Source organism: Lentzea sp. NPDC004789 (assembly GCF_053601075.1).
This window is the reverse complement of sequence record NZ_JBSGBE010000031.1, coordinates 34,206-54,526: the sequence shown is the minus strand read 5'-3', so window position 1 is coordinate 54,526 and position 20,321 is coordinate 34,206. Positions and strand designations below refer to the sequence as shown.

Genomic DNA, 20,321 nt, shown 5'->3' with positions numbered 1-20,321 from the left:
CGACGAAGGGAGACCGGTGATGGCCGGCGAGAAGCAGTACAGCCGCCGAGCGGTGGGCAGGCTGGCGGCGGGCGCCGTCGCGGCGGCGGGCATGGTCTCGTTGCCGGGCAAGGCGTTGGCCGTTCCGCACTACCGGGCGCACGGTCCGTTGCTGACCGACGGCTACCAGACCTGGCTCGACGCGATCACCAACCAGTCCGCGAACCTCGCCAAGGTCGTCACCGGCTGGGGCATGCCGGGCCCCGGCCCGTGGGCGAACTACCGAGACCACGTCTGGACCGCCGCCGGTGCGACGAACTTCCTCATCGTCCGCACCACCACCGGCGACACCGACAACGTGATCGACCCGAACCGCGCGGTCGCCGAGATCCGCGACTCGCGCTTCTTCGAGTACAAGAGCATCCGCTCCGGCGCCGACAAGTGCATCATCGAGCTGGGCAACGAGCCGAACATCCGCGTCACCGACCCGTGGGTCTACGGCTACAACCTCGGCGTCACGGTCGACCGCATCCGGGAGGCGTTCCCCGGAGCCAAGATCTGCGGCACCGCGCTCTCGCCGAACAAGGGCACGAACCCGGACACCTGGTACGCCAACCCGAACTTCGTCAACGCCATCGCCAAGTGCGACTTCGTCGGCGTGCACTTCTACAGCAACGCGGCCGACGGCAGCTTCGCGAACCAGGGCAGCTGGAACGAGCTCACCTACGCCGAAACCCTGTCGCGGTGCGCCTCGAAGTGGTCAGGCAAACCGGTGATCGCGACCGAGTACTCGATCAGGACCACCGGGCTCACCCCGTACCAGAAGGGCTACAAGTACGGGAACTTCATCCACTTCGACGACTCGGTCGCGGGCAACCTCTGGGGCGCCACGTACTACCACGTGCAGACCAACCCGAGCGGCGTCGACTACAACGAGAACGTCGGCTCAGAGGGGGCTCGCGGCTACCGCAAACGACTCTCCGAAGGTGGCCTCTGAGGTAGACTGAGGGCCGATCTACCTGGGGGTTTGGTTGAATCGGCACATCAGGACGGTCGACGACGTCCTCACTTTGCTCGACGGTCTGTTCGCACCGGAGGCCGACCGCTGGACCGAGCGGGCGGGCGACTGGTGGGACCGCTTCTACGCCGACCGAGGCCGCGAGGTCCCGTTCTTCGCGGCGAAGCCCGACGAGAACCTGGTGAGCTACCTCGACCGCGGGCTGATCAAGCCGGGCCGCGCGCTCGACGTGGGCTGCGGACCCGGCCGCAACGCGATCTTCCTGGCGCGCCACGGGTTCCAGGTCGACGCGGTGGACCTCTCGGCCACCGCGATCGCCTGGGCCCGTGAACGCGCGGAGGGCCTCGACGTGCGGTTCCGCCAGGGCGACGCGTTCGCGGCCGAGGGCTCGTACGACCTGATCTACGACTCCGGCTGCTTCCACCACCTGCCGCCGCACCGCCGGATCAGCTACCTCGCGTTGCTGGACCGCGTGCTCGAACCCGGCGGCCACTTCGCGTTGACGTGCTTCACCGCCGACGAGGGCACCGCCGCGCCGGACGCCGAGCTGTACCGGCGGCGGGAGCTGAGCGGCGGGGTCGGCTACGAGCCCGCCGACCTGCGGTGGATCTTCTCCGGCCACGCCGAGATCGAGCTGCGCCGGATGACCGAGCAACCCGCGCAGTCCCCGGTGTTCGGCAAGTCGTTCCTCTGGACGGCGCTGTTCCGTGCAGCGAACGGACGTACGCGTCCGGCAGGCGAAATCGACGAGGGTCGCCACCTGCGAAAGTAGGGTGAAGGCCCTGCTCCCGTAGGTGATCCGGAGCCCCTACCCGCCAGTATCGTCAGACGTGTGAAGCGGGCAGGAGACCTCGCACCGGAGCTGCCCGTGGCGGCGCCGGACATCTCCGGCGCGGTGATCGCGTTCCTGATGATCGCCGGGCTCGCGGCCCTCTACCTGCTCAGCCGCCGCCGGCTCGTCCAGCGCGCGGAACGGGCCGAGCGCGACCTGCGGGCCGTGCAGGCACGTGCCGACGAACGCACCAGGCTCGCCGCCGAGATGCACGACGTGGTCACCCACCGCCTGAACCTCATGGTCCTGCACGCCGGCGCGTTGCGGGTGGCGGCCAAGGACGACGGCACGCGCGAGGCCGCGGAAGGGCTTCGCACCGCGGGCTGTCAGGCGTTGGCGGAGCTGCGCGACATGGTCGGAGTGCTGCGGTCCGGCGGCAAGGCGCGCATCCCGGACGTGCTGCCCGACCGTCTCGCCAACCTGGTGGCCGACTCCGCCGCCACGGGCCTGGAGGTGACGCTCACCGAGCACGGTGACGCCGACACCATCTCCCCCGCCGTGCGCCGCACGATGTACCGGGTCGTCCAGGAGTCGCTGACCAACGTGCACAAGCACGCCCCCGGCGCGCACACCGAGATCACCATCCACTGTGGACCGAGCAGCGTCCGTGCCGTCATCCGCAACACCGCGCCGTCGTCCACGCCCGGCACCGCGCCGCCGCGTTCCGGCAACGGGCTGCTCGGGTTGCGCGGCCGGGTGGAGATGGTCGGCGGCACGCTCACCGCGGGCCCGACGGACGACGGCGGGTTCGAGGTGGACGCGGTGCTTCCGGCGTTCGTGCCGACCGGCCGTTGAACCACGCGACGCAGGTCCAGAGCTGCCGCCAGATGGCGGTCCGCAGGTCCTGCAGGGGGATCGGCAGGGCGCCGTCGATCTCCTTGAGCATCGACCACAGCCGGAACTGCTCGGCCAGGCACGACTCGTCCCCGCGGTCCCACAGCTCCTTGACCAGGCTGACCTGCGCGGACAGGCCGATCAGGTCGGTGCGGCCGCTCAGCTTCCTGCTCAGCCGCACGACGGCCCGGTACTCGTCGACGATCGTCTCCACCTCACCGAAGTGCCCGCGGATGAGCGCGAGGTCGAGCCGGCACGCCAGCGTCAGCTCGACCTCGCCGAGGTTCTCGGCGCAGTCGTCGGCCAGTGCCGCGTACTCCTCGATCGAGCATCGCGCCCGGTTGCGCTCCCAGTGCAACCGCGCCAGCTCGCGCCGTACCGTCAGCACCTCCGGGTGCCCGAACCCGAGGTAGCGCAGCCTGACCACGAGCGCGTGGCGGAACATGGCCTCACCGAAGGCGTACGACCGCGACAGGCGCGCGAACTGGGCCACCGCGCAGGTGAGCCGGCTGCCCATGAGCTCCCACTGCTCCGCGTTGGCGAACGTGGCGCGCGCGTCGTGGATGCGGTCGACGATGTACGCGCACTGCGGGCTGAGCACGCCCCACTGCGCGAGGTGGCGCGGGTCCGATGTGGACAGATAGCTGGTGCAGCCGTCCAGTGCCGCGACGCAGAGCGCGAGATAGGCGTGGAAGTCCTCCTGCACGTCGGTCTGGTGCCGGTTCGCCTCGCGGATGACCGGGTGCACGCTCAGGTACGCCACGGACACGCCGGACGAGCGCGGATCGGTCATGGTGGCCTGCTCGACCAGGCCGAAGTCGGCGAGCAGCACCAGCACCCGCATCAGGTCCAGCTCGCTGACCTCGGGGAACAACGAGGACTGCGACAGCACGCGGTGATCGAGCAGCACGCACGGAACCGGTGCCTGCTCGAAGAACGACAGCCACCGCAGCAACGGACGCGCCAGCGGCTCGCCGTGTTCGGCCAGCAGGTCGAGCGAGAGCTCCCAGGTGCGCAACAACAACTCGCGCTCGCACAGCCCGCTGCCGATCTCGTGCAACCGGTCGAGGTCGGCGAACCGCTGCTGGAACGTGACGCGGTACTGGTCGAAGTCGCGCGGCAGGGCGACCGCGGCCAGCGGCGGGAAGTTGCGCGCCGCGTGCAGGTAGTGACCGGCCAGCCGCAGCGCGAGCGGCAGGTAGCCCAGGGCGCGGGCCAGCTCCGCCGCGTTCCCCGTCGCGGTCGGTGCCGCCGACTGCAGCAGCTCGACCGCGCTCTCCTCGTTCAGCGGCCCGATCAGGATCAGCTCGGCGGCACCGCGCCCGCTCGTCTCACCGCCGTCCCGCGACGTGATCAGCACGGTGCCCCTGGCCTGGGTGAGCGCCGGGCGCCACGCCTTGAGCACACGGTGGTCGTCGGCGTCGTCGATGATCAGCAACCACGGCCAGCGCGCGGCCGCGAGCACCTTCCCCAGCAGTTCGACCGCCGAGCTCTCCCCCGACCACGCCCTGGCGATGTCGCTCGGGCACGCGCCGGCGTCGAACGCGACCTCCCGCAGCCCCGCCTCCAGGCCGGCCGCAGTGCCCGCGTCGACCCACCAGGTGCGGATCTTCGTCTCGTCGCGGGTCAGCCGTCTGGCCGTCTCCAGCGCGACCGACGTCTTGCCGCAGCCGCCCCGGCCGTGCAGCACGACCGAGGCGCCACCGGATCTTCGCGCGACGCCGAGCAGGTGCGCGATGACGTGCTCCCGGCCGTGGATCTTGCCGACGAGCCGGTCGAACGGCGGCGCGATCGACACCAGTCCCGGCTGGGGTTCCACTCCGGGCACGCCGTTGAAGACGAGGTCGCCGCCGATCTGGCCGGCCTGGAACACCGTGCGGGCCGTACCGGCCTCGATCTTGTTTCGCGTCGCTCCCGGCGGCAGGTCTGGGCGCGACGACTGGTCATCACTCACGCGGCGGACTCCGGATGAATCGGTCGAAGGTGAGCACCCTAGCGAAGGAATCACCGATCTCAAGCCGGTAACGGCGATAGTTCGGCGTATGCGTTCGGCCCGGCGTTGAACGCTCGCCGCTGAACGACCGCGATCAACCGTTCACCGCATCTCACCCCGCGCGCGGGGTGAGAAGCGCAATTCGGTTAACCGCGGTCGCGACCACCTGAGATGATTGGGTGCGTTCACGGTCAAGGGGGTGGATCATGTCCACGGCAAAGGCGTGGAAACGGGCACGGGCCTGCAGTCCGGCGGGCGACAACTGCGTCGAGGTGAATCTCAGCCACCCAGGACGCTCCTGCGTGCGCGATTCCAAGCACACCGATGGAGCAATCCTGACGTTCAAGGCGACGAGCTGGGCCGACTTCGTGCGGTTCGTGCGGCGCCATTGAGCAATCATGGCCAAAACAAGGCCATTTTCGCGGACCGCGTGCCGCGCTGATCGTCTGCTTTCCACAATGGCCGCCTGACCGATCACCTCGTTCGAGTGGAGAGTCAGTGGCAGGCTCGGAACCCGTGTCGCCGCGGTCGCGACGAGAGAAACTGGGCGAGTTCGTGCGCATCGCCCGCAAGGACCGCGAGATGTCCCAGGCCCGGCTCGGGAAGCTGATCAGGGGCAGCCAGGCGAAGATCAACCGAATCGAACGCGGCCTGGCCGGCACGAAGATCGACGACCTGCGGGCGATCGTCACCGCGCTCGGCATCCCGCCCGAGGTCGCCGCGGAGATGGAGGCGCTCGCGGCCGCCGCACCACGGCAACGCACGTGGCGGGGTGCGATTCCCCTGCACGTGCGGCGCTATCTCGAAGCCGAGCGCGAAGCCGTGCTGATCCGCGGCGTGCACGGCGACCGCATCCCCGGCGTGCTGCAGTCCGAGCAGTACATGTTCCGCCAGGCCGGTATCCGCAACCCGGCCCAGATCACCGACCGGATCCGCGCCCGCCTCGAACGCAAGCAGCTGTTCGACCTCGACGGCGGACCGCGGTTCGAGTACCTGCTCAGCGAGTCGTCGGTGCGGCGGCGGGTGCACGGCAGCGTGGCGGTCGCGCTCGACCAGGTCGCCGAGCTGCTGCGCATCGGCGACCGGTATCCGGGCGTGTCGATCCACGTCCTGCCGTTCGACGCCGACATCGACTTCCTGCCCGGCGACTTCACGTTGCTGGACTTCGCCGACCGGGCGCGGAACTTCGTCTACATCGAGCTGATGGGGAGGTCCGTCGAGCCGAGGGGCACCGCGGAGATCACCAGGTACCGGCACCAGTGGGACAAGCTGCGGCAGGCGGCGCTCAGCCGCGCGGACACCAGGGTGTTCCTCACCGACCTGTACAAGGAGCTGGACGCCTAGGTCTCGTCCGACGCGCGCACGGCCCGGCACGCCAGGTGCACCGCCAGCCGTTCGTCCGGGTTCAGCAGGCTCACGCCGAGCAGCTGCTCGGCCCGGTTGATCCGCTGCGCCACCGTGTTGCGGTGCACCTTGAGCCGCACGGCCGCCGTCGACGTCACCGACTCCTCGTCGAGGTACACGGCGAGCGTGCGCAGCAGCTGCCCGTCCTCCACGCCCGCCAGCGGTTCCAGCAGCCGCGCCGCCTGCTCCACCAGCGCCGGCGTCTCGGCCGCCATCGACAGCAACCGCCGCACGCCGAGCTCGTCGATGTGCACGACCTTCGCCGGCCCCGTCATCGCGGCGGCCTCCCGGGCCTCGGCGAGCGTCCGGCCGACCCCGGCGGCCCCGGGATGCGGCCGTCCGACGCCCGCGACGAGGTTGCCGGAGCCCAGCGCCTGGGCCAGTTTCGCGGTCAGCTCGCGGTGCTGCGACTGAGGCGGCTCGGCGTCGTTGGTGAGCCAGAACGACCAGCCCTCCGCACCCTCTACCAGCTGGCCGTGCAGGCCGCGCCGGGAGAGCTCGACGCGCAGGCGTTCGGTGTGGGCGGCGTCGAGGATGCCGGGCGACGGCGGGTTCGGCATCGCGTAGACGCCCGTGTGCCAGCCGTCGAGCCGCCAGCCGGCCAGCACCGCCTGCTGCACCAGCTGCGGTGGCACGTCGTCCCCCGCGGCGAGCAGCTCGGCGAGCAGCGAACCGCGGGACCGGGCCCGGCGCTCGGTCTCCAGGCGTTCGGCGGCGACCCAGTTGCCCAGCGCCCAGGACGCGACCTGGCTGATCTGCTGCACGGTCTCGGCCCAGCGCTTGTTGCGGCCGCGGGTGTGCGCGACGAGCCACAGGTGCACGTGCCCGGTCCGGTCGGTCTCGACCGGCACCGCGACCGCGACGCCCTGCGGCAGCTCCACGGTGGTGGCGACCGAGCCGGACAGCAGGTCCGGCGGCAGGCCCGGCGGGGACACGCCCTCGATCGCCGTGCCGTCCGCGCTCATCACCGCGCACGTCACGTGCAGCTCGCCGGACAGGATCGTGATGACCGACCGCGGGTCCGGCCTGCTGCGGCCCAGCCTCGTGGTGACGGCGTTGAGCAGCCGGGCCGCAGCGACCTCGGGGCGGCGGACGGCCGTGCGCAACGAGTCGGCGACCAGCAGCGGGTCGTCCGCTCTGATCTGCAGCAACGGGACGCCGAGCCGGTTCGCGAACGAGACCGTCGCGGCGGACGGCGGCTGGTAGCCGCCGGTCGACGACCGCACCAGCACGACGGCCCGCACGTCGGCGCTGTAGGCCCGGCGCAGCGCCACCTCGACGAGGTACGGCTGGTGCCCGGTGAGGATCACCAGGTCGCCGGCCGAGCACGCCTCCACGGCCGTCATGTCGGCCGCCAGCCGCACGTCGGTGACCTCGGTGCCGACGCCGCGCTCGCCCGCCAGCAGGCACGCCTCGCCGAGCACGCCGATCTCCAGCAGGTCGCGCACGGTCAGCGAGTCGGCGTCGTCGATCACGGGACTTCCCGGAACGGCACGTAGTCGAGGTCGTAGCCGAACGCCCGCGGGTCGACCCGTCCGAGCATGTCGGCGCGCACCCACCGCGCCGGTGATGGGAGCGCTACCACGTCCACGACGGCACCGAACGCGAGCCGCTCGGTCGACACCGGTTTGCCGGACTCCGCGTCCAGGCAGCACAGCAGGTCGGGAGTCGTCACGAGCGGCTCGCCGTCCGCGAGCGCGACGAGGTACTCCCCCTGCATCTCCAGGCGCACGTACGCGTCGTCGGCGTCCAGGCACCGCAGCGCCACCGTTCCGCGCGGGAAGTCGCCGACGGACTCGCGCCACACCTCGACGACCTTTCCCCGTGCCACGAGGAAACCACCGGAGGCCTTCGCGCGTTCGTCGACGGAAACCGTACGCCTGGACCAGATCTCACCGAGTTCCAGCGCCCTCGCGAGCGAGCCCTTTACACCCGCTTTGACGGCGTCCGCGAGCTTCAACGGCTTCGCGACCATCATCGCCCAGCCGCCGAAGTCGACCATCACCGTGCGCGCGAGCTTCTCGATGCCGGTCGCGTCGAGGACCGCCCGGTTACCGCCGGGTTCGGTGATGGCCAACGGGATCGTGGGCAGCCCGGCCGCGTCGTAGGTCGTCTGGTCGATCCGTGGGAACGCTCTCCCCATGCCGTCCACGTCGACGTACGGCAGCCCGAGGCGAGCGGCCAGGATCAGCGGCAACAGGCCGTTGCACCCGCCGGCCTCCCACCCGATGACGGCCGTGACCGGCGTGGAGTCGTGCGCCTGCAACGCCTTCAGCGCGTCTTCGGCCTCCTGGCCGGACGGCAGCTTCTCGATCATCACCGTCGGCGCGCCGATCAGCCCGACGCGCGCACCGGAACCGTCCGGATCGGCCTCTTCCGGTGAAAGCACCGTGACCGGCCCGCTTTGCCGCATTTCCTGCCGAAGCATGGCCGCGAACGCGTAGGTCTCCCGCTCGCCGCCTCCACCCCCGCTGCCGAGCATGACCACGCCCAGGGCGAGCTGGTCGACCTCGTCGGGCTGGAGCAGGTGCATGCGCGGGACTGTAGTGGAAGTGTCACGCCCCGAGCGGTGTGTAGTCGTGCGAGTAGCCGAAAGCCGACGGCCCGACCAGCGCGAGTCCTTCCGGCGTCCGCCAGCGCGGGTGGCAGGGCGCCCCGACGACCGAGACCCGCTGCCCGTAGCGCAACCGCTCGGCCGGCACCGGTTCGCCTTCGGCGTCGAGCACGCAGATCAGGTCCGGCACCGAGGCGACGACCTCGCCGTCCCTGGACGCGACGAGGTGCTCGTTCTGGAACGCCAGCCGGCAGTTCCCGCCGTCGTACGCGGCCAGGCCCTCCAGCCACGCCTCTCCCTTGGCGAACCCGGGATCGGTGGCGCGCATGACGTCGACGACCTTGCCGGTGAACAACACCCGGCCGCCGAGGAACGACGCGATGGCCGCGCACGGGTCCTGGCGGTCGCGCCGCGCCTCCTCCACCAGCCGCCCCAGCCGGGACGCGAGGGTGAGCGTGCCGGGGATGGTGATGTCGCGGGCCTGCTTGCCGGACATGGGAAAGCTGCTCATCAACGCCGTGCAGCCCATGCCGATCGTGGCCGAGCGCGCGAGCCGTTCGGCCCAGTGGTTGTCGCGGACGTCCAGGACGATCGAGTTGCCCTTCTCGTCCGCGATGGCGAGCGGCTTGGCCAGCACGCCGTCGAGCGTGCAGACGACCATCTGCACCATGGGGAACGCACGGCCCATGCAGTCCGCGTCGAGCACCGGCAGGCCGAGTGACGCGGCCACCGGGAACGGCGCGAGCGAGTTCATCCCGCCCACCTCGATCGGCAGCACGTGCGTGATCGGGCGGCCGATTTCCCGTTGCAGCGTCAGGAAAGCCGTGACCGCCTCCTCACCGGCGGGCAGCTTCTCGATCATCACGGTCGGAGCGCCGATCATGCCGATGCCCGCGACCACCGCGTCGTCGGGCACCTCGTGCAGTTCGGCCGCGAGCACCGGCCCGTACTCCAGCACCGCCTGTTCCGCGACCAGCCTGCCGATGTACGGGTCGCCACCGCCACCGGTGCCGAGGATCGCGGCACCGCGGGCGATGTGTCTCAGCTCGTTCGCTCCGATCTCACGCACGTGCCCTCCTCGGGGCGTCGTCCAGCACGAGATCCCCCACGGCTCTCGCGCGCACCCTGCTCGCGTTGCCGGGCAGGTACGCCAACGGGATCTCCTCGACCTCGACGATCCGCACGCTGTCGGCCCGTGCGCCCGCCGCCACCGCCTTGTCCACCGCCTCCTGCCTGGCCGAGTCGAGCACCTCCTCGCGCCGGCTCGGGTCGATCGTGAAGACCCGGTCGACCTCACCGCCGACCTGTGCGATCGCGGCACCGATGGCGTTGGCGAACGCGTGGTGCGGCGGCCTGACCAGCTCGCTGATGCCCTCGACCTCGTCGGGCACCAGCACGCTGCCACCGCCGACGAGCACGACGGGCAACGGTGCCGGGCAGGTGCGCATGCGGTCCACCTGCGTGGCGATGCGTTCGCAGACCTGGTCGAGCACCGCGCTGACGAGCGACCGGTCGAGGTGCTTGACGAGCGCGCGGTCGCCGATGTCGGCCAGCCCGGCCGCGACCGCGACGTCCGTGGCGGTCAGCGTGTCGCCGCCGAACACCAAAGCCTGCTGCGACAACCGGAACCCGACGCTGTCCGGTCCGATCTCGACGCCCTGCGGCTGTCCCCGCACGACGCTGCCGCCGCCGAGACCCACGCTCAGCACGTCGGGCATGCGGAAGTTCGTGCGCACCCCGCTGATCGTCACCTCGGACGAGGCCTCGCGCGGGAAACCCTTGTTCAGCATGCCGACGTCGGTCGTCGTACCGCCGATGTCGATCACCGCGCACTCGTCCAGTCCGGACAGGAAGGCCCCGCCGCGCATGGAGTTCGTGGGACCGGACGAGAACGTGGCGACCGGGTAGCAGCGCGCGTACTCGAGGTCCATCAGCGTGCCGTCGTTCTGGCTCAGGTACAGCGGGGCGTGGATGCCCTGTGCCGTCAGCGATTCGGTGAGCCCGTCGGCGATCTGCTCGGCCAGCTCGCGCAGGGCCGCGTTGATGATCGTCGCGTTCTCCCGCTCCAGCAGGCCGAGCCGCCCGATCTCGTGGGAGAAGCTGACGAGCAGGTCCGGCACCTCGGCGGTGAGGATCTCCGCGGCCTGGCGCTCGAAGTCGCCGTTGACCAACGAGAACACCGACGAGATGGCGACCGACCGCACGCCCTTCGCGGCGATGTCCGTGGCGACGCCGCGCAGCTCGTCCTCGTTGAGCGGCGAGATGACCCGGCCGTCGTACTCGTGGCCGCCGTGGCAGAGGTAGGCGTGCCCGCCGATGACCTGCCGCAACCGCTGCGGCCAGTCGACGAACGGCGGAAGTGCTTTGGTGGCGGGAAGTCCGAGCCGCACCGCCGCCGTCTGGGCGAGTCCCCTGCCCTCGACGATGGCGTTGACGAAGTGCGTCGTACCGATCATGACCGCGTTGATCGCCACCGGGTCGAACGCGTGGACGGCGTGCAGACCGTCGACCGCCTTGACGATGCCGCTCGTCACGTCGGCCGTGGTCGTCGTCTTGCACTCGGCGAGGACCCGCCGTCCCTCAACGAGAACGGCATCGGTGTTCGTGCCGCCGACGTCGATACCGATGTGCATGTGCGAAACCACCCCTCAGGCGGCCGACGCTTCCCCGACCACCTTACGGTTGGTGGCCCTCCGAGTCCTCATGCGAAGCAGGTCGAATCTGCCTGCTGAGACGTAGAGGACGAACGCGAGGACGAGCGAGTTCACACTGGACTGACCGAAAGGCAGCAGCTCACCGATGCCGGCGGCGGCCGGCCAGATGACCACGGTGGCGGGCACCCACGAGGGCGCCGATCTCGGTACGCGCGGCCGAGTCGAGATGATCTCCTTGCGCCAGCGCCGCACGACGTAGTACTCGGCGATCATGATCCCGGTGACGGGCGGGAACACCACGCCCAGCAGCACCAGGAAGTGGCTGAACTGGCTCACGATCCCGGCGGCCGCGAGGAAGCTGCCCGCGCACCCGACCATGACGGTCACCTGCGCCCGGCTGATCCGCACCGCGAACACGGCGTCGAAGAAGTTCACCAGCCCGAGCGAGGCCGAGTAGAGGTTCCAGTCGTTGATCTTCAACACGGCCGTGACCACGACCAGCGCCCCGATCCACCCGCTCGACCGGCTGATGACGCCCATGATGTCCGTGGTGCCCAGCCCGTGCGCGATGATCACGCCGGCCAGGCTGATCACCCACTCGCCCAGCGTGATGCCGAGGACCGTCTGCTTGACGACGTCCCACTCGTTGCGGTTGAAGCGCGTCATGTCCGGCGCGATGGCGGCCCCGACGATGAAACTGCCGGTCACCAGCGTCACCGCGGTGAGCATGCCGATGGGCGCGCCCGGCGCCGGGCTGCTGAGCGCGGCGGGGATGTCGCGGACGTTCGTCAGCACGAGCCAGCCGAGGAGCACGAGAAACGCCGGCACCGCCACGTACGCCGTCCACGCCATCCACCGCACGCCATACGCGGCGATGACCGTGACGACGATGCCGAAGAGCAACGACCACACGGGCGCCGGCAGCACCCCTGCAACGTCCGCGAGCGTGGCGCCGGCCAGCCCCGTCTGCACTCCGAACCACCCGGTGGCGGACAGCGCGATGATCAGCCCGAGCATCGCGCTCCCGGCGTGCCCGAACCCGGTCCACCTGGTCAGAATGGCCGTGGAGAGCCCCTCGCGCTGCCCGATCACCCCGACCGTGACCGCCACGGTGTTGAGCACCACGGCCCCGATGGTGAGCGCGAGGAACGCGTCCCAGAACGTCATGCCGAAGCCGAGCGTCGCGCCCAGCAGCAACTGGCTCAGCGCGGTCGTCTGCCCGAAGCGCTGGGTCGCGACCGACAACCACGGGTGCCGCGCCTGGTCGGGGACACGGGTGAGGGCCTGATCGTCATGCCCGAGAAGAGCGGCCACTCTCGTCCCTCCGCTCCGTGATCGACAACCCGGACAGTAATCGCCGACTCACCATCGAGCTACAGACAATGTGCACTGTCGGACGAATCATCACGTTGCGATTCGCACAGGCCACCTAATTCATCGCCAGCCCAATCCGCCGCCGCGCCACCAGCCGAGTGCGGTGCACGTCGATGCTCGCACCCAGCCCAGGCCGCCGCTCGAACCGGTCGTAGCTGCGGCTGAGCAGCCAGTGCGCCGCCTCCGCACTGATCAACTCCAACCGCATCTGGTTCCGCAACCGATCGAGCGCCTCTTCCACCCGCCGCGTCAGGAACGCGTGCCGAGTGAGGCTCCCGCTGATTTCATCGATCATGAAAACCATGGCGTGCGGCTCATCGCCATACGCATAACTGCACAGCAGTGCCAGATATCCCGCGTCGATCGACCGGTCCCCGATCCAGCACTCCCCGAACCGCAACTGCGCAAGATCCCACCGCGGCTCGCGCTGCTCCTCGGCCGCCTCCCGGGCCCACTGCCCAGGCCTGCCCGGCAGCAGGTGCGCGAGCGCCGTGAGCAGCGCCGCACTGCGCCGGCTCGGCACCTCCCGCAGGTGCTGAACCACGACCTCCCACAACGCCTCGTTGTCGGCGAACGGCCCCACGAACGCACTGACCTGGAGCTCGACCTCCAGCGGATCGGTGAGCTGCGGCAACGGCCGCCCGGCGTCCACCACCGCCTGCTGCATGGGGGTCAGCCTCGTCCGCACGCGCGGGAGATTAGCCCGATCGGCGCAACGCAACGCCTTTGTTGATCCACGCCACCACGCGGATCACCCCATCGTGGGGTCAGCTCGGCTGGACCGCGGCGTAGAACGCCCCGGCCAGTTCCTTCAACCTGCCTCGGCACGCCTCCGACCTCGGATTCGTCTTGTCGGACGGCTTGTTGTCGAGCAACAACACGGCGTTGGCGTCGAGGATGACCAGGTAACAGCTGTCGTTGTCCTTGGCGTTCTGCCATTTGGCCTGTTCGCCAACACCCACGTCGGCGGGCCCGTCGTCAACCGGATCCGTGGAGTCGTCGAACCACTCACGCGCCTTCGCTCTGCCCGGCTCATCGCGCCACACCGAGATCTCCAGCCCGATACGCGGGAAATCGGGAATGTTCTGGAACTCGCACCCGGTGAACATGTCCACGAACGGCGACGGATGCTCGTTGCCCGATCGGAACTTCGGCAACCCCCGCACCTTCTGCTCGATCTGCTTGCAGGTCGGCACCGCCTTGTACTTGGCGGCCGCGGGGGTGGTCGGCGTGGTGAACGTCGGCTGCTCGATCGGCCGCACGTTCGTGCCTCCGCACGCGCCCGCACTCAGCGCGAGCAGCAGCACGCCCACGATCTTCACTGACCGGTTCACCTGCCTCCCAGCCCTTTCCACAGGTCTTCTTCCGGATCCTCCTCAACGTGCGGCCGTCTGCGCGTCGGCACCGAGGCACGGTTCGACCGGAGGCCCGCGTCGCCGAACACCTCCCACAGGTCCTGCTGCACCTGACCGGGGTTCGCCTGGGAGATCGCGTCGGTGTTCGCCGTCAAACCGACCAGCGCGCCGGTGCGCAACTGCAGCGTCACGAACCCGTAGGGGCTGCGCAGCTCGGTCACGTCGTACGACACCCTGGCCGCGCTCTCCCTGGCCTCACTCAACTTCTGGCCGATCGCGACCTGCTCGGCCCTGGTCTTCGCCAGGAACGTCTCCAGGTCCTCAGCACCGGACCAGCTCTTGAAGCTGACCGGCACTTCCTGCACCGGCCGGTTGCGCCGCGCCTGACGTTCGACGGCAGCGGCGATCCCCAACGCGTGCTGATAAGCCGCCATCAACGCCGACCCGAATTCGGTGGCGGGCAGCCGCGAGAGCCAGGACCCGGCCAGGTCGAAACGCAGCACCTTGCCCTCGGGATCAACGGTCACCCGCAACGACCGCGAGGCATCGGCCGCCGTGTACTCGTCAGCGGGCCCTGCGGGCAGCTCCGGCGACGGTCGCTGCGGACCGAGGGGAATCCGCGGCAGCCGCACCTCGGCCAGCTCCATGTTGCGCAGCTCGTCAGCCAACGCGCTCAAGTCGGTCATGAGCTCACCGCCTGCGGCCACGCGTCCCTGGGGAACGCTCCGGTGCTGCTGCGCGTGCTCACCGCATCACGCATGAAGCTGATCGCCTGGCTGTAGTACTCCACACTGTCGCCGAACACGGTGACAGCGCTGTCGACCAACTTCCCGCACACCTCCGCAGCGTCGCCGATCGCCTCCAGCGCGCCGATGATCGTGCCGGCGGAGATGAGAGCTGCAACCGCGCTGGAGGCGATATCACCGATCCGAGCGGCATAGGTGTTGAGGAACTTGATGTTCGCTTGTGCCACCTGGGTGAGCCACTTGCTGATCGCTTCCGCTTTCGGGCTCAGCGCGTCGAGCGCCTTCTGCTGCCGCGCGACCACCTGCACGCTGTAGTAGGTGGCGGCCTTGCCGGTCCACTCGCCGTAGTTCTTGTTCTGCTCGAAGTCACCTACTCGCGAGGCGATGTCCGATACCGGCTTCTGCATCTGGGTGAGCCAGTTGAAGCTTGCTTTGATCAGTGCGATGACGGGAGCCTGATGCTCGAAGAACTGCTCTGTCGCCTTCGCGAACTTGTCCACCCAGTCCCGCAGGGTGTTCACGCCCCGCTCCAGTTTTCCGAAGATGTCCGGCGCCAAGTAGATGAGCGGGTTGGTGTTGACGTTGTGAATACCCTTGTTGAAGTTGTCGATGAGGAGTTTCACCGCGTCGTAAGCCAGTTTGAACGCTTCCTCGAGTGCCTGGATCAACGCTGGGTACGACGAGTCCGCACTGGTCATGGTCACCCCACTGTCCTCAGTAGACGCTGTCGAGTTCGAGCTCGACGACGGCCTCGGCCTGCTCGTACGTGTCAGCGATCTTGACAAGCGCCCTGGCGATTTCGGCGAACTCGGTTTGCGCCTCACCGAGCAGCTTCTCGACGAATGAGCGCATGTCCTCGTACGAGCGCGCCAGCTCCTCCGGAGGTGTCGGAAGCCTCAGCGGAATCGTGGCGAACGTGATCGCGTCCAGCACGAAGAAGGCCAGCGGCTCCAACGTCATCGAGGCGATCGCATCACGCACAGGGCCTATTTCATCGGCGAACTCGTCCCACTTCGCAGCCTCCTTGCGAACTACCGCGGTGACCACCTGATAGCCAGCCACGAGCCCCTCCCAACCTCACTGGCATGACAATCCGCGCTCGCATGATTGCGAAAAGTTACGGTAGCACGGAGTGACGGCTGGCACGGGCGCAAAAGCCGAGCAGCCGCGACACGCACCAGGAGCAGAAGACCCCCCATTGGAAGGAGTAAGCGAGACCGAGGCCGCCTGACGTGGCATGAAAGGCCGCCACCACCGCGCCGGTACGCATTTGGAGGACCTCCATGAATGACCACTTGGTGTCTATGTATTCACCTTCGTGTCGAAACATTGACTACGCCGCGTGGTGGTCGTTAGATGCCAAAGAGAGTGGTAGCACGCAGCGCGACGCCCCGGCTTCGCTCCGTGCACAGCGCTGAGCACGTGCATCCAAGTTCAGGGGAGGAACTCGATGCCGTTCTACGCGGCCAAGCCGGACGGGGGAAGTGACAGGCCATCCGCTGGAGGGCCGGTGACCATGCGCGTCGATCCCGGCAAAGTGCTGGGGCTCAAAGCTCACCTCGAGGCGGTCCGCGACAACGTTCAGCACTTCCTGAGGTCAGAGGGCGACAACCTGCGGGCAAGACCGCTGGCCCGGGACGAGGTGTCCGTCGACGCTGCCAGGATCTTCGTGAAGAACGCCGACACCGCTCTTGCCGTGGCCACGCAGTTCGTCGACCAGCTCAGTCTCACGATCGAACAACTGGGCCAGATCGCCAAGACCTACCACCTGGCCGAGGAGGTCAACACCACCGCGATGCAGCAGCAGAACAGGGGTGTCTGAGCCAGATGCGACGATCTGCGTCCGCCGTCTTCGCCGGCGTCACCGCGCTTGCGTTCGTCACGGCTTGCACTGACTCCAGGGAAGGAACCGCTACCCCGGGTAGCACAACTCCGACCGCGGAATCGACATCTGCCAAGCCATCGTCTGCTCGCCCTCAGGAGATCAAGCTCGACGGCAAGGATCCCTGCCAATTGCTCACGACGGAGCAGTTGCCGTCGCTCAAGATCGATCGACCTGGGCGTCCGGGGAACGCACCCGCGTTCAACGCCAAGGATTGCTCATGGACCGTCACGGGCGCCGACAGCCGGCTCGCCCCGGTCACGAGCGAGGGCATCGACGTCTGGACCGGCGGCAAGCGCACCGGGCAAGCGGAGAAAACGGCACCGATCGCGGCATTTCCCGCGATCTCCGTCACCATTCCGTCTGACCAAGATCGTTGTGACGTGATGGTCGACGTGGCTGACGGCCAGTACCTGCTGGCGACCTTCTCGGTCAGCCCGAGTTTCAGGGACCGGTTTCCGATGCCGTGCGACGGGGCGCGGCAGCTGGCCGAGGCAGCCATGCAGAACTTGGTGAAGTAGGGCTTGAGAGGGGGAGTTGCGGTGCTCGGCGACTACAACTTCGACGCGAAGTCGCATCAGGAGCTGTACGACAAGATTCACGCCGACGACGGCGCATCCTTCGCCCAGACCGTGGAAGACGCGTGGAACGGCTTCCGTGCGGTGATGGGGAACGCGAAAGCCGAGATCGAGGCGGCCTACCGGGACGCGGGCGTGCACTGGGCAGGGACGGCCGGGGAGGCGTTCTCCGGTGCGATGGCGCCGCTGGCCCAGTTCGCCGAAGACGCTCGCGCGGCAGGGGTGCAGACGCACCGTTCGATGCAGGCCCAGCAGTCGTTCTACCACGGCGCGAAGAACGGGATGCCGCCGCCGGTGCAGGTGTCCTCGACGGCGAACGACGACTTCTTGGGCATTCCGGCGGGGATGACGCATCTTCTCGGCGGACAGACCGACCAGGACATCGAGGAGCAGGAGGCCAACGAGGCCAAGCGCGAGGCCGTGCGAGTGATGAAGACATACCGGGACGGTGCCGCGTCGTCGGTGACGAGCATCGGCACGTTCGTACCGCCACCGCAGGTGACCACTCAGGTTGCCGAGACGCCGATCCAACAGCCGTCGAACCCACAGACGCAGTACGCACAACAGTGGAGCTCGCAACAACGCACCACGTCGACCGGCGAGCAGCTGACGCAGTCCCGACAACAGCAGCAGAGCGACGCGCCGCTGGTGTTGCAGGGTGAGGACGACATAACAGGAACCTCGGCCTACCAGCCGTCCACTGACACGGTGCCGCGCCCGACGCCATCGCCTGGCCCGCAGCACACGCCGAACCCGCAGCCGCCGATCAGCGGCCCCGTACCACCCACGATGCGACCGCCGGGCGCGACTCCAGCCGGAGGCACCAGCCCGCGCGGCAGCTCCGGCGCGAGCACGCCGCGGTTCGGCAGCGGAATGGCCGGTCAGCTGGGCCGTGGTCCAGCGGCCGGGGTCGGCGCTCTCGGTGAGGCGGCGCAGGCGGGCCGCGGCGGGCAGGGTGCGTCAGGCGCGCGAGGCGCGACCGGAACGCCGGGCGCGGGCGTGGCCGGTGCGCAACAGCGTGGCCAGGACGAGGAGGACAAGGAGCACAAGTCCGCGCCGTACCTGGAAGAACTGGACGACGTGTGGGGCGAGGGCACCATCCCGGCGGTGGCGCCGCCGGTGATCGGAGAAGACCAGCAGTGAGATACCGGTTGTCCCGGCTGGAGTTCGACCTGTGCTGGGAACGTCTCGGCCTCGGCGAGTTCCCCACCATCCTGGCCATCAACAGCCACGGCGACCTGCTCGACGAGCGCAGGACGCTGCACCGCGAAGCGTGGGAATCGTTGGAGGACAAGGGCTACACCGACCGCGGCGAAATGGACGGCGCGCTGGCCGGATGGATGCGCGTGCTGGCCCGCCCCGAACGGGAGGTCGACGCCCGGCTACGGCTTGATCCCAGCGGGCCACGGGTCCGCGCACTCGCCGCGGGCGTCGGCCGGTACGCGGTACTCGCGGTGCTCACCGCGGACGAGCTCACCCTGCGCGAGATCGACGAGACCGCACTGGCCCGGTCGGTGGTGTCGTTACTGCCAGAGCACGCAACACCGCGAGCCCGGTCCGTCAGCCTCCCGGCCGAGGTGCTCGACCACGCCGCCGCTCGGGCCGGCGAGTCCTCCAGCCGCATGGAGAATCTGCTCGCCGACGCCCGGATTCCGCAGCCAGACGCCCACCTGGTCGCGTCAGTACTCGGCAACGTGGTGCGCATGGGACAGTTCGGCGCGGCCTGCCGCGAGCGGCGGCACGGTGGACTCGGCCCACGACGCCGCGGACCGTACGCCGTGTCGTTCTACGACACCCCGGACGGCCGCTGGCAGTTCACCCGCCGCGCCTCAGGCGACGGACGCGAATGGTCCACGCTCGCCCCGGCCGACCACGGACGGCTCACCCACGCCGTGACCGAACTGCTCAGCCGCACCAGCTGATCAGTCCTCTTCGGTGTGCTGGGCCTGCTCGATCGGCTCCTGGTCGACCTGGTTGGCCAGGAGTTCGGCCATGGTCATGTTCTTGATCGGTTTGTCTTCGGGCACAGGCATTGCCTTTCGGGAATTCACCGTCCGGTTAGGACTTACGCGTCGATGAGCGCGTGTGCATACGGTGCAGCGTCGGGGTTCAGGCGGTAGCCCAGGCCAGGAAGGTGCACGTGCACCGCTTGCTGGCCAAGAACTCCGTCGGCGAACGCATGCGCGAGATCATCGAGAAGAAGCAACGGTTGTTCGACGAGTACGCTCGCAAGAGCGTCGCCAAGGAAGCTGCCGCTCGTGCGATCGATGCTTCGTTGCACCAGTCGGTCGACGTGACACGAGACGAGGCGGTTCCTGCAGAACAGCGGATCATCGCTGCCTAACGTCAGCGGCTCGGCTTCGACCCGCGTTCAAGGTGACAGATGATCGCGGTCTCAAAGCACGGCGGTAACTGCTCCGACCGACGGGCCAACGATTCAACCTCCGCACACACGCGACACAGGCGCGGCGTCCGCGTAGATGTCCAAGGTGGTCCAGCCTGCCGAGAGCAGGACCAGTCCTCCGACGACCGTCAACACGCAGCCGAGGATCAAACCCGTCAGGTGCCGGCGGCGCATCAACAGGATCAGCGCTGCTGCCAGAGCACCGACTGCCGTCAGGACGCCGAACCAGGTGAGCACGAACGCAGTCGCCGGCAACGGAATCGTGCCGTCGCAGAGGTGCGCGGTTCGCTGGTGGAACGACGTCACGGTGTCGCGCGCGGCGGACGCCAGCCACACCGAAACTCCCCCGAGTGCGAGAGCGAGCGCCAACCAGCGCCACTGCGTGGCCTTGCGCTCAGTGGTCGTCATTCGGACTCCCAGCGAACGTCTTCAAGCGCCTCGACGATCCGTCGCTCCGCATCCTGGTAGTCCTTCGCGGAGGCTCTCAACTTCTCGGCGGCCTCTCCGGTCCGCTTCACCACGTCGTTCAGGTGATCCGACCACGTCTGGCGACATGCCACAAGCGCAGCCGCCGAGCGCCACCCGGGATTGGCCGAAGCCGCGTCGGCACTGGGCGCGAGGCAGTTCTTCACGTCGTCCAGCGCGCTGGCGACCGCGTCGTCGACGCCCTTCGCGGCTTCGTGCACAGCCTCCGGGTTGATGTTGATCGACATG

23 protein-coding genes are annotated in these 20,321 nt (G+C 69.0%); 9 read left to right on the top strand and 14 right to left on the bottom strand.

The window, feature by feature from the left end; genetic code table 11:
• Nucleotides 1-19 precede the first annotated feature (19 nt).
• From ACWEIJ_RS42275 to ACWEIJ_RS42265, 3 genes are read left to right on the top strand one after another with little or no spacing between them, the layout of a single operon-like run.
• Entirely contained in the window at nucleotides 20-976 is a 957-nt protein-coding gene (locus ACWEIJ_RS42275) for a hypothetical protein (protein ID WP_449842930.1), read from the top strand.
• A 34-nt stretch (nucleotides 977-1,010) separates the two neighbouring features.
• Nucleotides 1,011-1,769, top strand: a complete 759-nt coding sequence (locus tag ACWEIJ_RS42270; RefSeq protein ID WP_449842929.1) for a class I SAM-dependent methyltransferase — start codon at nucleotides 1,011-1,013, stop codon at nucleotides 1,767-1,769.
• A 60-nt stretch (nucleotides 1,770-1,829) separates the two neighbouring features.
• The gene (locus ACWEIJ_RS42265) at nucleotides 1,830-2,624 is read left to right on the top strand and encodes a sensor histidine kinase (RefSeq protein WP_449842928.1); all 795 of its coding nucleotides are present in this window, start codon (nucleotides 1,830-1,832) and stop codon (nucleotides 2,622-2,624) included.
• On the opposite strand, the gene ACWEIJ_RS42260 is transcribed toward ACWEIJ_RS42265, so the two are convergent.
• Together ACWEIJ_RS42260 and ACWEIJ_RS42255 are read right to left on the bottom strand one after the other, a co-directional pair.
• Nucleotides 2,548-4,617, bottom strand: coding sequence for an AAA family ATPase (locus ACWEIJ_RS42260; RefSeq protein ID WP_449842927.1), 2,070 nt, complete (start codon nucleotides 4,615-4,617; stop codon nucleotides 2,548-2,550). The genes ACWEIJ_RS42265 and ACWEIJ_RS42260 overlap by 77 nt on opposite strands.
• Before the next feature lie 151 nt (nucleotides 4,618-4,768).
• Nucleotides 4,769-5,134: a hypothetical protein gene (locus tag ACWEIJ_RS42255; protein WP_449842926.1), complete on the bottom strand. Its 366-nt coding sequence runs from the start codon at nucleotides 5,132-5,134 to the stop codon at nucleotides 4,769-4,771.
• Nucleotides 5,135-5,154: 20 nt separating this feature from the next.
• On the opposite strand from ACWEIJ_RS42255, the gene ACWEIJ_RS42250 reads away from it, so the two are divergent.
• Complete coding sequence (locus tag ACWEIJ_RS42250) at nucleotides 5,155-6,000, top strand: helix-turn-helix domain-containing protein (RefSeq protein ID WP_449842925.1); 846 nt, start codon at nucleotides 5,155-5,157, stop codon at nucleotides 5,998-6,000.
• On the opposite strand, the gene ACWEIJ_RS42245 is transcribed toward ACWEIJ_RS42250, so the two are convergent.
• The 10 genes from ACWEIJ_RS42245 to ACWEIJ_RS42200 all read right to left on the bottom strand — a co-directional run bounded on the left by ACWEIJ_RS42245 (nucleotide 5,997) and on the right by ACWEIJ_RS42200 (nucleotide 15,724).
• Nucleotides 5,997-7,535, bottom strand: coding sequence for a helix-turn-helix domain-containing protein (locus ACWEIJ_RS42245; protein ID WP_449842924.1), 1,539 nt, complete (start codon nucleotides 7,533-7,535; stop codon nucleotides 5,997-5,999). The two genes, ACWEIJ_RS42250 and ACWEIJ_RS42245, sit on opposite strands and share 4 nt — an antisense overlap.
• Nucleotides 7,532-8,593, bottom strand: a complete 1,062-nt coding sequence (locus ACWEIJ_RS42240) for a DUF917 domain-containing protein (RefSeq protein WP_449842923.1) — start codon at nucleotides 8,591-8,593, stop codon at nucleotides 7,532-7,534. Before ACWEIJ_RS42240 ends, ACWEIJ_RS42245 begins: the two co-directional genes overlap by 4 nt.
• 22 nt (nucleotides 8,594-8,615) lie before the next feature.
• Entirely contained in the window at nucleotides 8,616-9,683 is a 1,068-nt protein-coding gene (locus ACWEIJ_RS42235; protein ID WP_449842922.1) for a DUF917 domain-containing protein, read from the bottom strand.
• The gene (locus tag ACWEIJ_RS42230; RefSeq protein WP_449842921.1) at nucleotides 9,676-11,247 is read right to left on the bottom strand and encodes a hydantoinase/oxoprolinase N-terminal domain-containing protein; all 1,572 of its coding nucleotides are present in this window, start codon (nucleotides 11,245-11,247) and stop codon (nucleotides 9,676-9,678) included. Before ACWEIJ_RS42230 ends, ACWEIJ_RS42235 begins: the two co-directional genes overlap by 8 nt.
• 15 nt (nucleotides 11,248-11,262) lie before the next feature.
• The gene (locus ACWEIJ_RS42225; RefSeq protein ID WP_449842920.1) at nucleotides 11,263-12,582 is read right to left on the bottom strand and encodes a purine-cytosine permease family protein; all 1,320 of its coding nucleotides are present in this window, start codon (nucleotides 12,580-12,582) and stop codon (nucleotides 11,263-11,265) included.
• A gap of 115 nt (nucleotides 12,583-12,697) precedes the next feature.
• Complete coding sequence (locus tag ACWEIJ_RS42220) at nucleotides 12,698-13,309, bottom strand: hypothetical protein (protein ID WP_449842919.1); 612 nt, start codon at nucleotides 13,307-13,309, stop codon at nucleotides 12,698-12,700.
• A gap of 100 nt (nucleotides 13,310-13,409) precedes the next feature.
• Nucleotides 13,410-13,976 (bottom strand): hypothetical protein, encoded by a 567-nt coding sequence (locus ACWEIJ_RS42215; RefSeq protein ID WP_449842918.1) that lies wholly within the window; start codon nucleotides 13,974-13,976, stop codon nucleotides 13,410-13,412.
• Nucleotides 13,973-14,683, bottom strand: coding sequence for a hypothetical protein (locus ACWEIJ_RS42210; protein ID WP_449842917.1), 711 nt, complete (start codon nucleotides 14,681-14,683; stop codon nucleotides 13,973-13,975). The genes ACWEIJ_RS42215 and ACWEIJ_RS42210 overlap by 4 nt, the downstream gene beginning before the upstream one ends.
• Nucleotides 14,680-15,447, bottom strand: a complete 768-nt coding sequence (locus ACWEIJ_RS42205; RefSeq protein WP_449842916.1) for a hypothetical protein — start codon at nucleotides 15,445-15,447, stop codon at nucleotides 14,680-14,682. The genes ACWEIJ_RS42210 and ACWEIJ_RS42205 overlap by 4 nt, the downstream gene beginning before the upstream one ends.
• A 10-nt stretch (nucleotides 15,448-15,457) precedes the next feature.
• On the bottom strand, nucleotides 15,458-15,724 hold the full coding sequence (locus ACWEIJ_RS42200; protein ID WP_449842915.1) for a hypothetical protein: 267 nt from the start codon (nucleotides 15,722-15,724) through the stop codon (nucleotides 15,458-15,460).
• A 535-nt stretch (nucleotides 15,725-16,259) separates the two neighbouring features.
• Between ACWEIJ_RS42200 and ACWEIJ_RS42195 the strand changes: the two genes are divergently transcribed.
• The 5 genes from ACWEIJ_RS42195 to ACWEIJ_RS42175 all read left to right on the top strand — a co-directional run bounded on the left by ACWEIJ_RS42195 (nucleotide 16,260) and on the right by ACWEIJ_RS42175 (nucleotide 19,547).
• Nucleotides 16,260-16,565 (top strand): PE family protein, encoded by a 306-nt coding sequence (locus tag ACWEIJ_RS42195; RefSeq protein ID WP_449842974.1) that lies wholly within the window; start codon nucleotides 16,260-16,262, stop codon nucleotides 16,563-16,565.
• A 5-nt stretch (nucleotides 16,566-16,570) separates the two neighbouring features.
• A complete protein-coding gene (locus ACWEIJ_RS42190; RefSeq protein WP_449842914.1) occupies nucleotides 16,571-17,146 on the top strand; it encodes a DUF3558 domain-containing protein in 576 nt (191 codons plus the stop codon).
• 3 nt (nucleotides 17,147-17,149) lie between these two features.
• Nucleotides 17,150-18,346: a PPE domain-containing protein gene (locus ACWEIJ_RS42185; RefSeq protein WP_449842913.1), complete on the top strand. Its 1,197-nt coding sequence runs from the start codon at nucleotides 17,150-17,152 to the stop codon at nucleotides 18,344-18,346.
• The gene (locus ACWEIJ_RS42180) at nucleotides 18,343-19,125 is read left to right on the top strand and encodes an ESX secretion-associated protein EspG (protein ID WP_449842912.1); all 783 of its coding nucleotides are present in this window, start codon (nucleotides 18,343-18,345) and stop codon (nucleotides 19,123-19,125) included. Before ACWEIJ_RS42185 ends, ACWEIJ_RS42180 begins: the two co-directional genes overlap by 4 nt.
• Nucleotides 19,126-19,352: 227 nt before the next feature.
• A complete protein-coding gene (locus ACWEIJ_RS42175; protein WP_449842911.1) occupies nucleotides 19,353-19,547 on the top strand; it encodes a hypothetical protein in 195 nt (64 codons plus the stop codon).
• A gap of 93 nt (nucleotides 19,548-19,640) precedes the next feature.
• Here the strand turns inward: ACWEIJ_RS42175 and ACWEIJ_RS42170 are convergent, their stop codons facing one another.
• The gene (locus ACWEIJ_RS42170) at nucleotides 19,641-20,015 is read right to left on the bottom strand and encodes a hypothetical protein (protein WP_449842910.1); all 375 of its coding nucleotides are present in this window, start codon (nucleotides 20,013-20,015) and stop codon (nucleotides 19,641-19,643) included.
• Nucleotides 20,012-20,320, bottom strand: a complete 309-nt coding sequence (locus ACWEIJ_RS42165) for a hypothetical protein (RefSeq protein WP_449842909.1) — start codon at nucleotides 20,318-20,320, stop codon at nucleotides 20,012-20,014. Before ACWEIJ_RS42165 ends, ACWEIJ_RS42170 begins: the two co-directional genes overlap by 4 nt.
• Nucleotide 20,321: the final 1 nt, after the last annotated feature.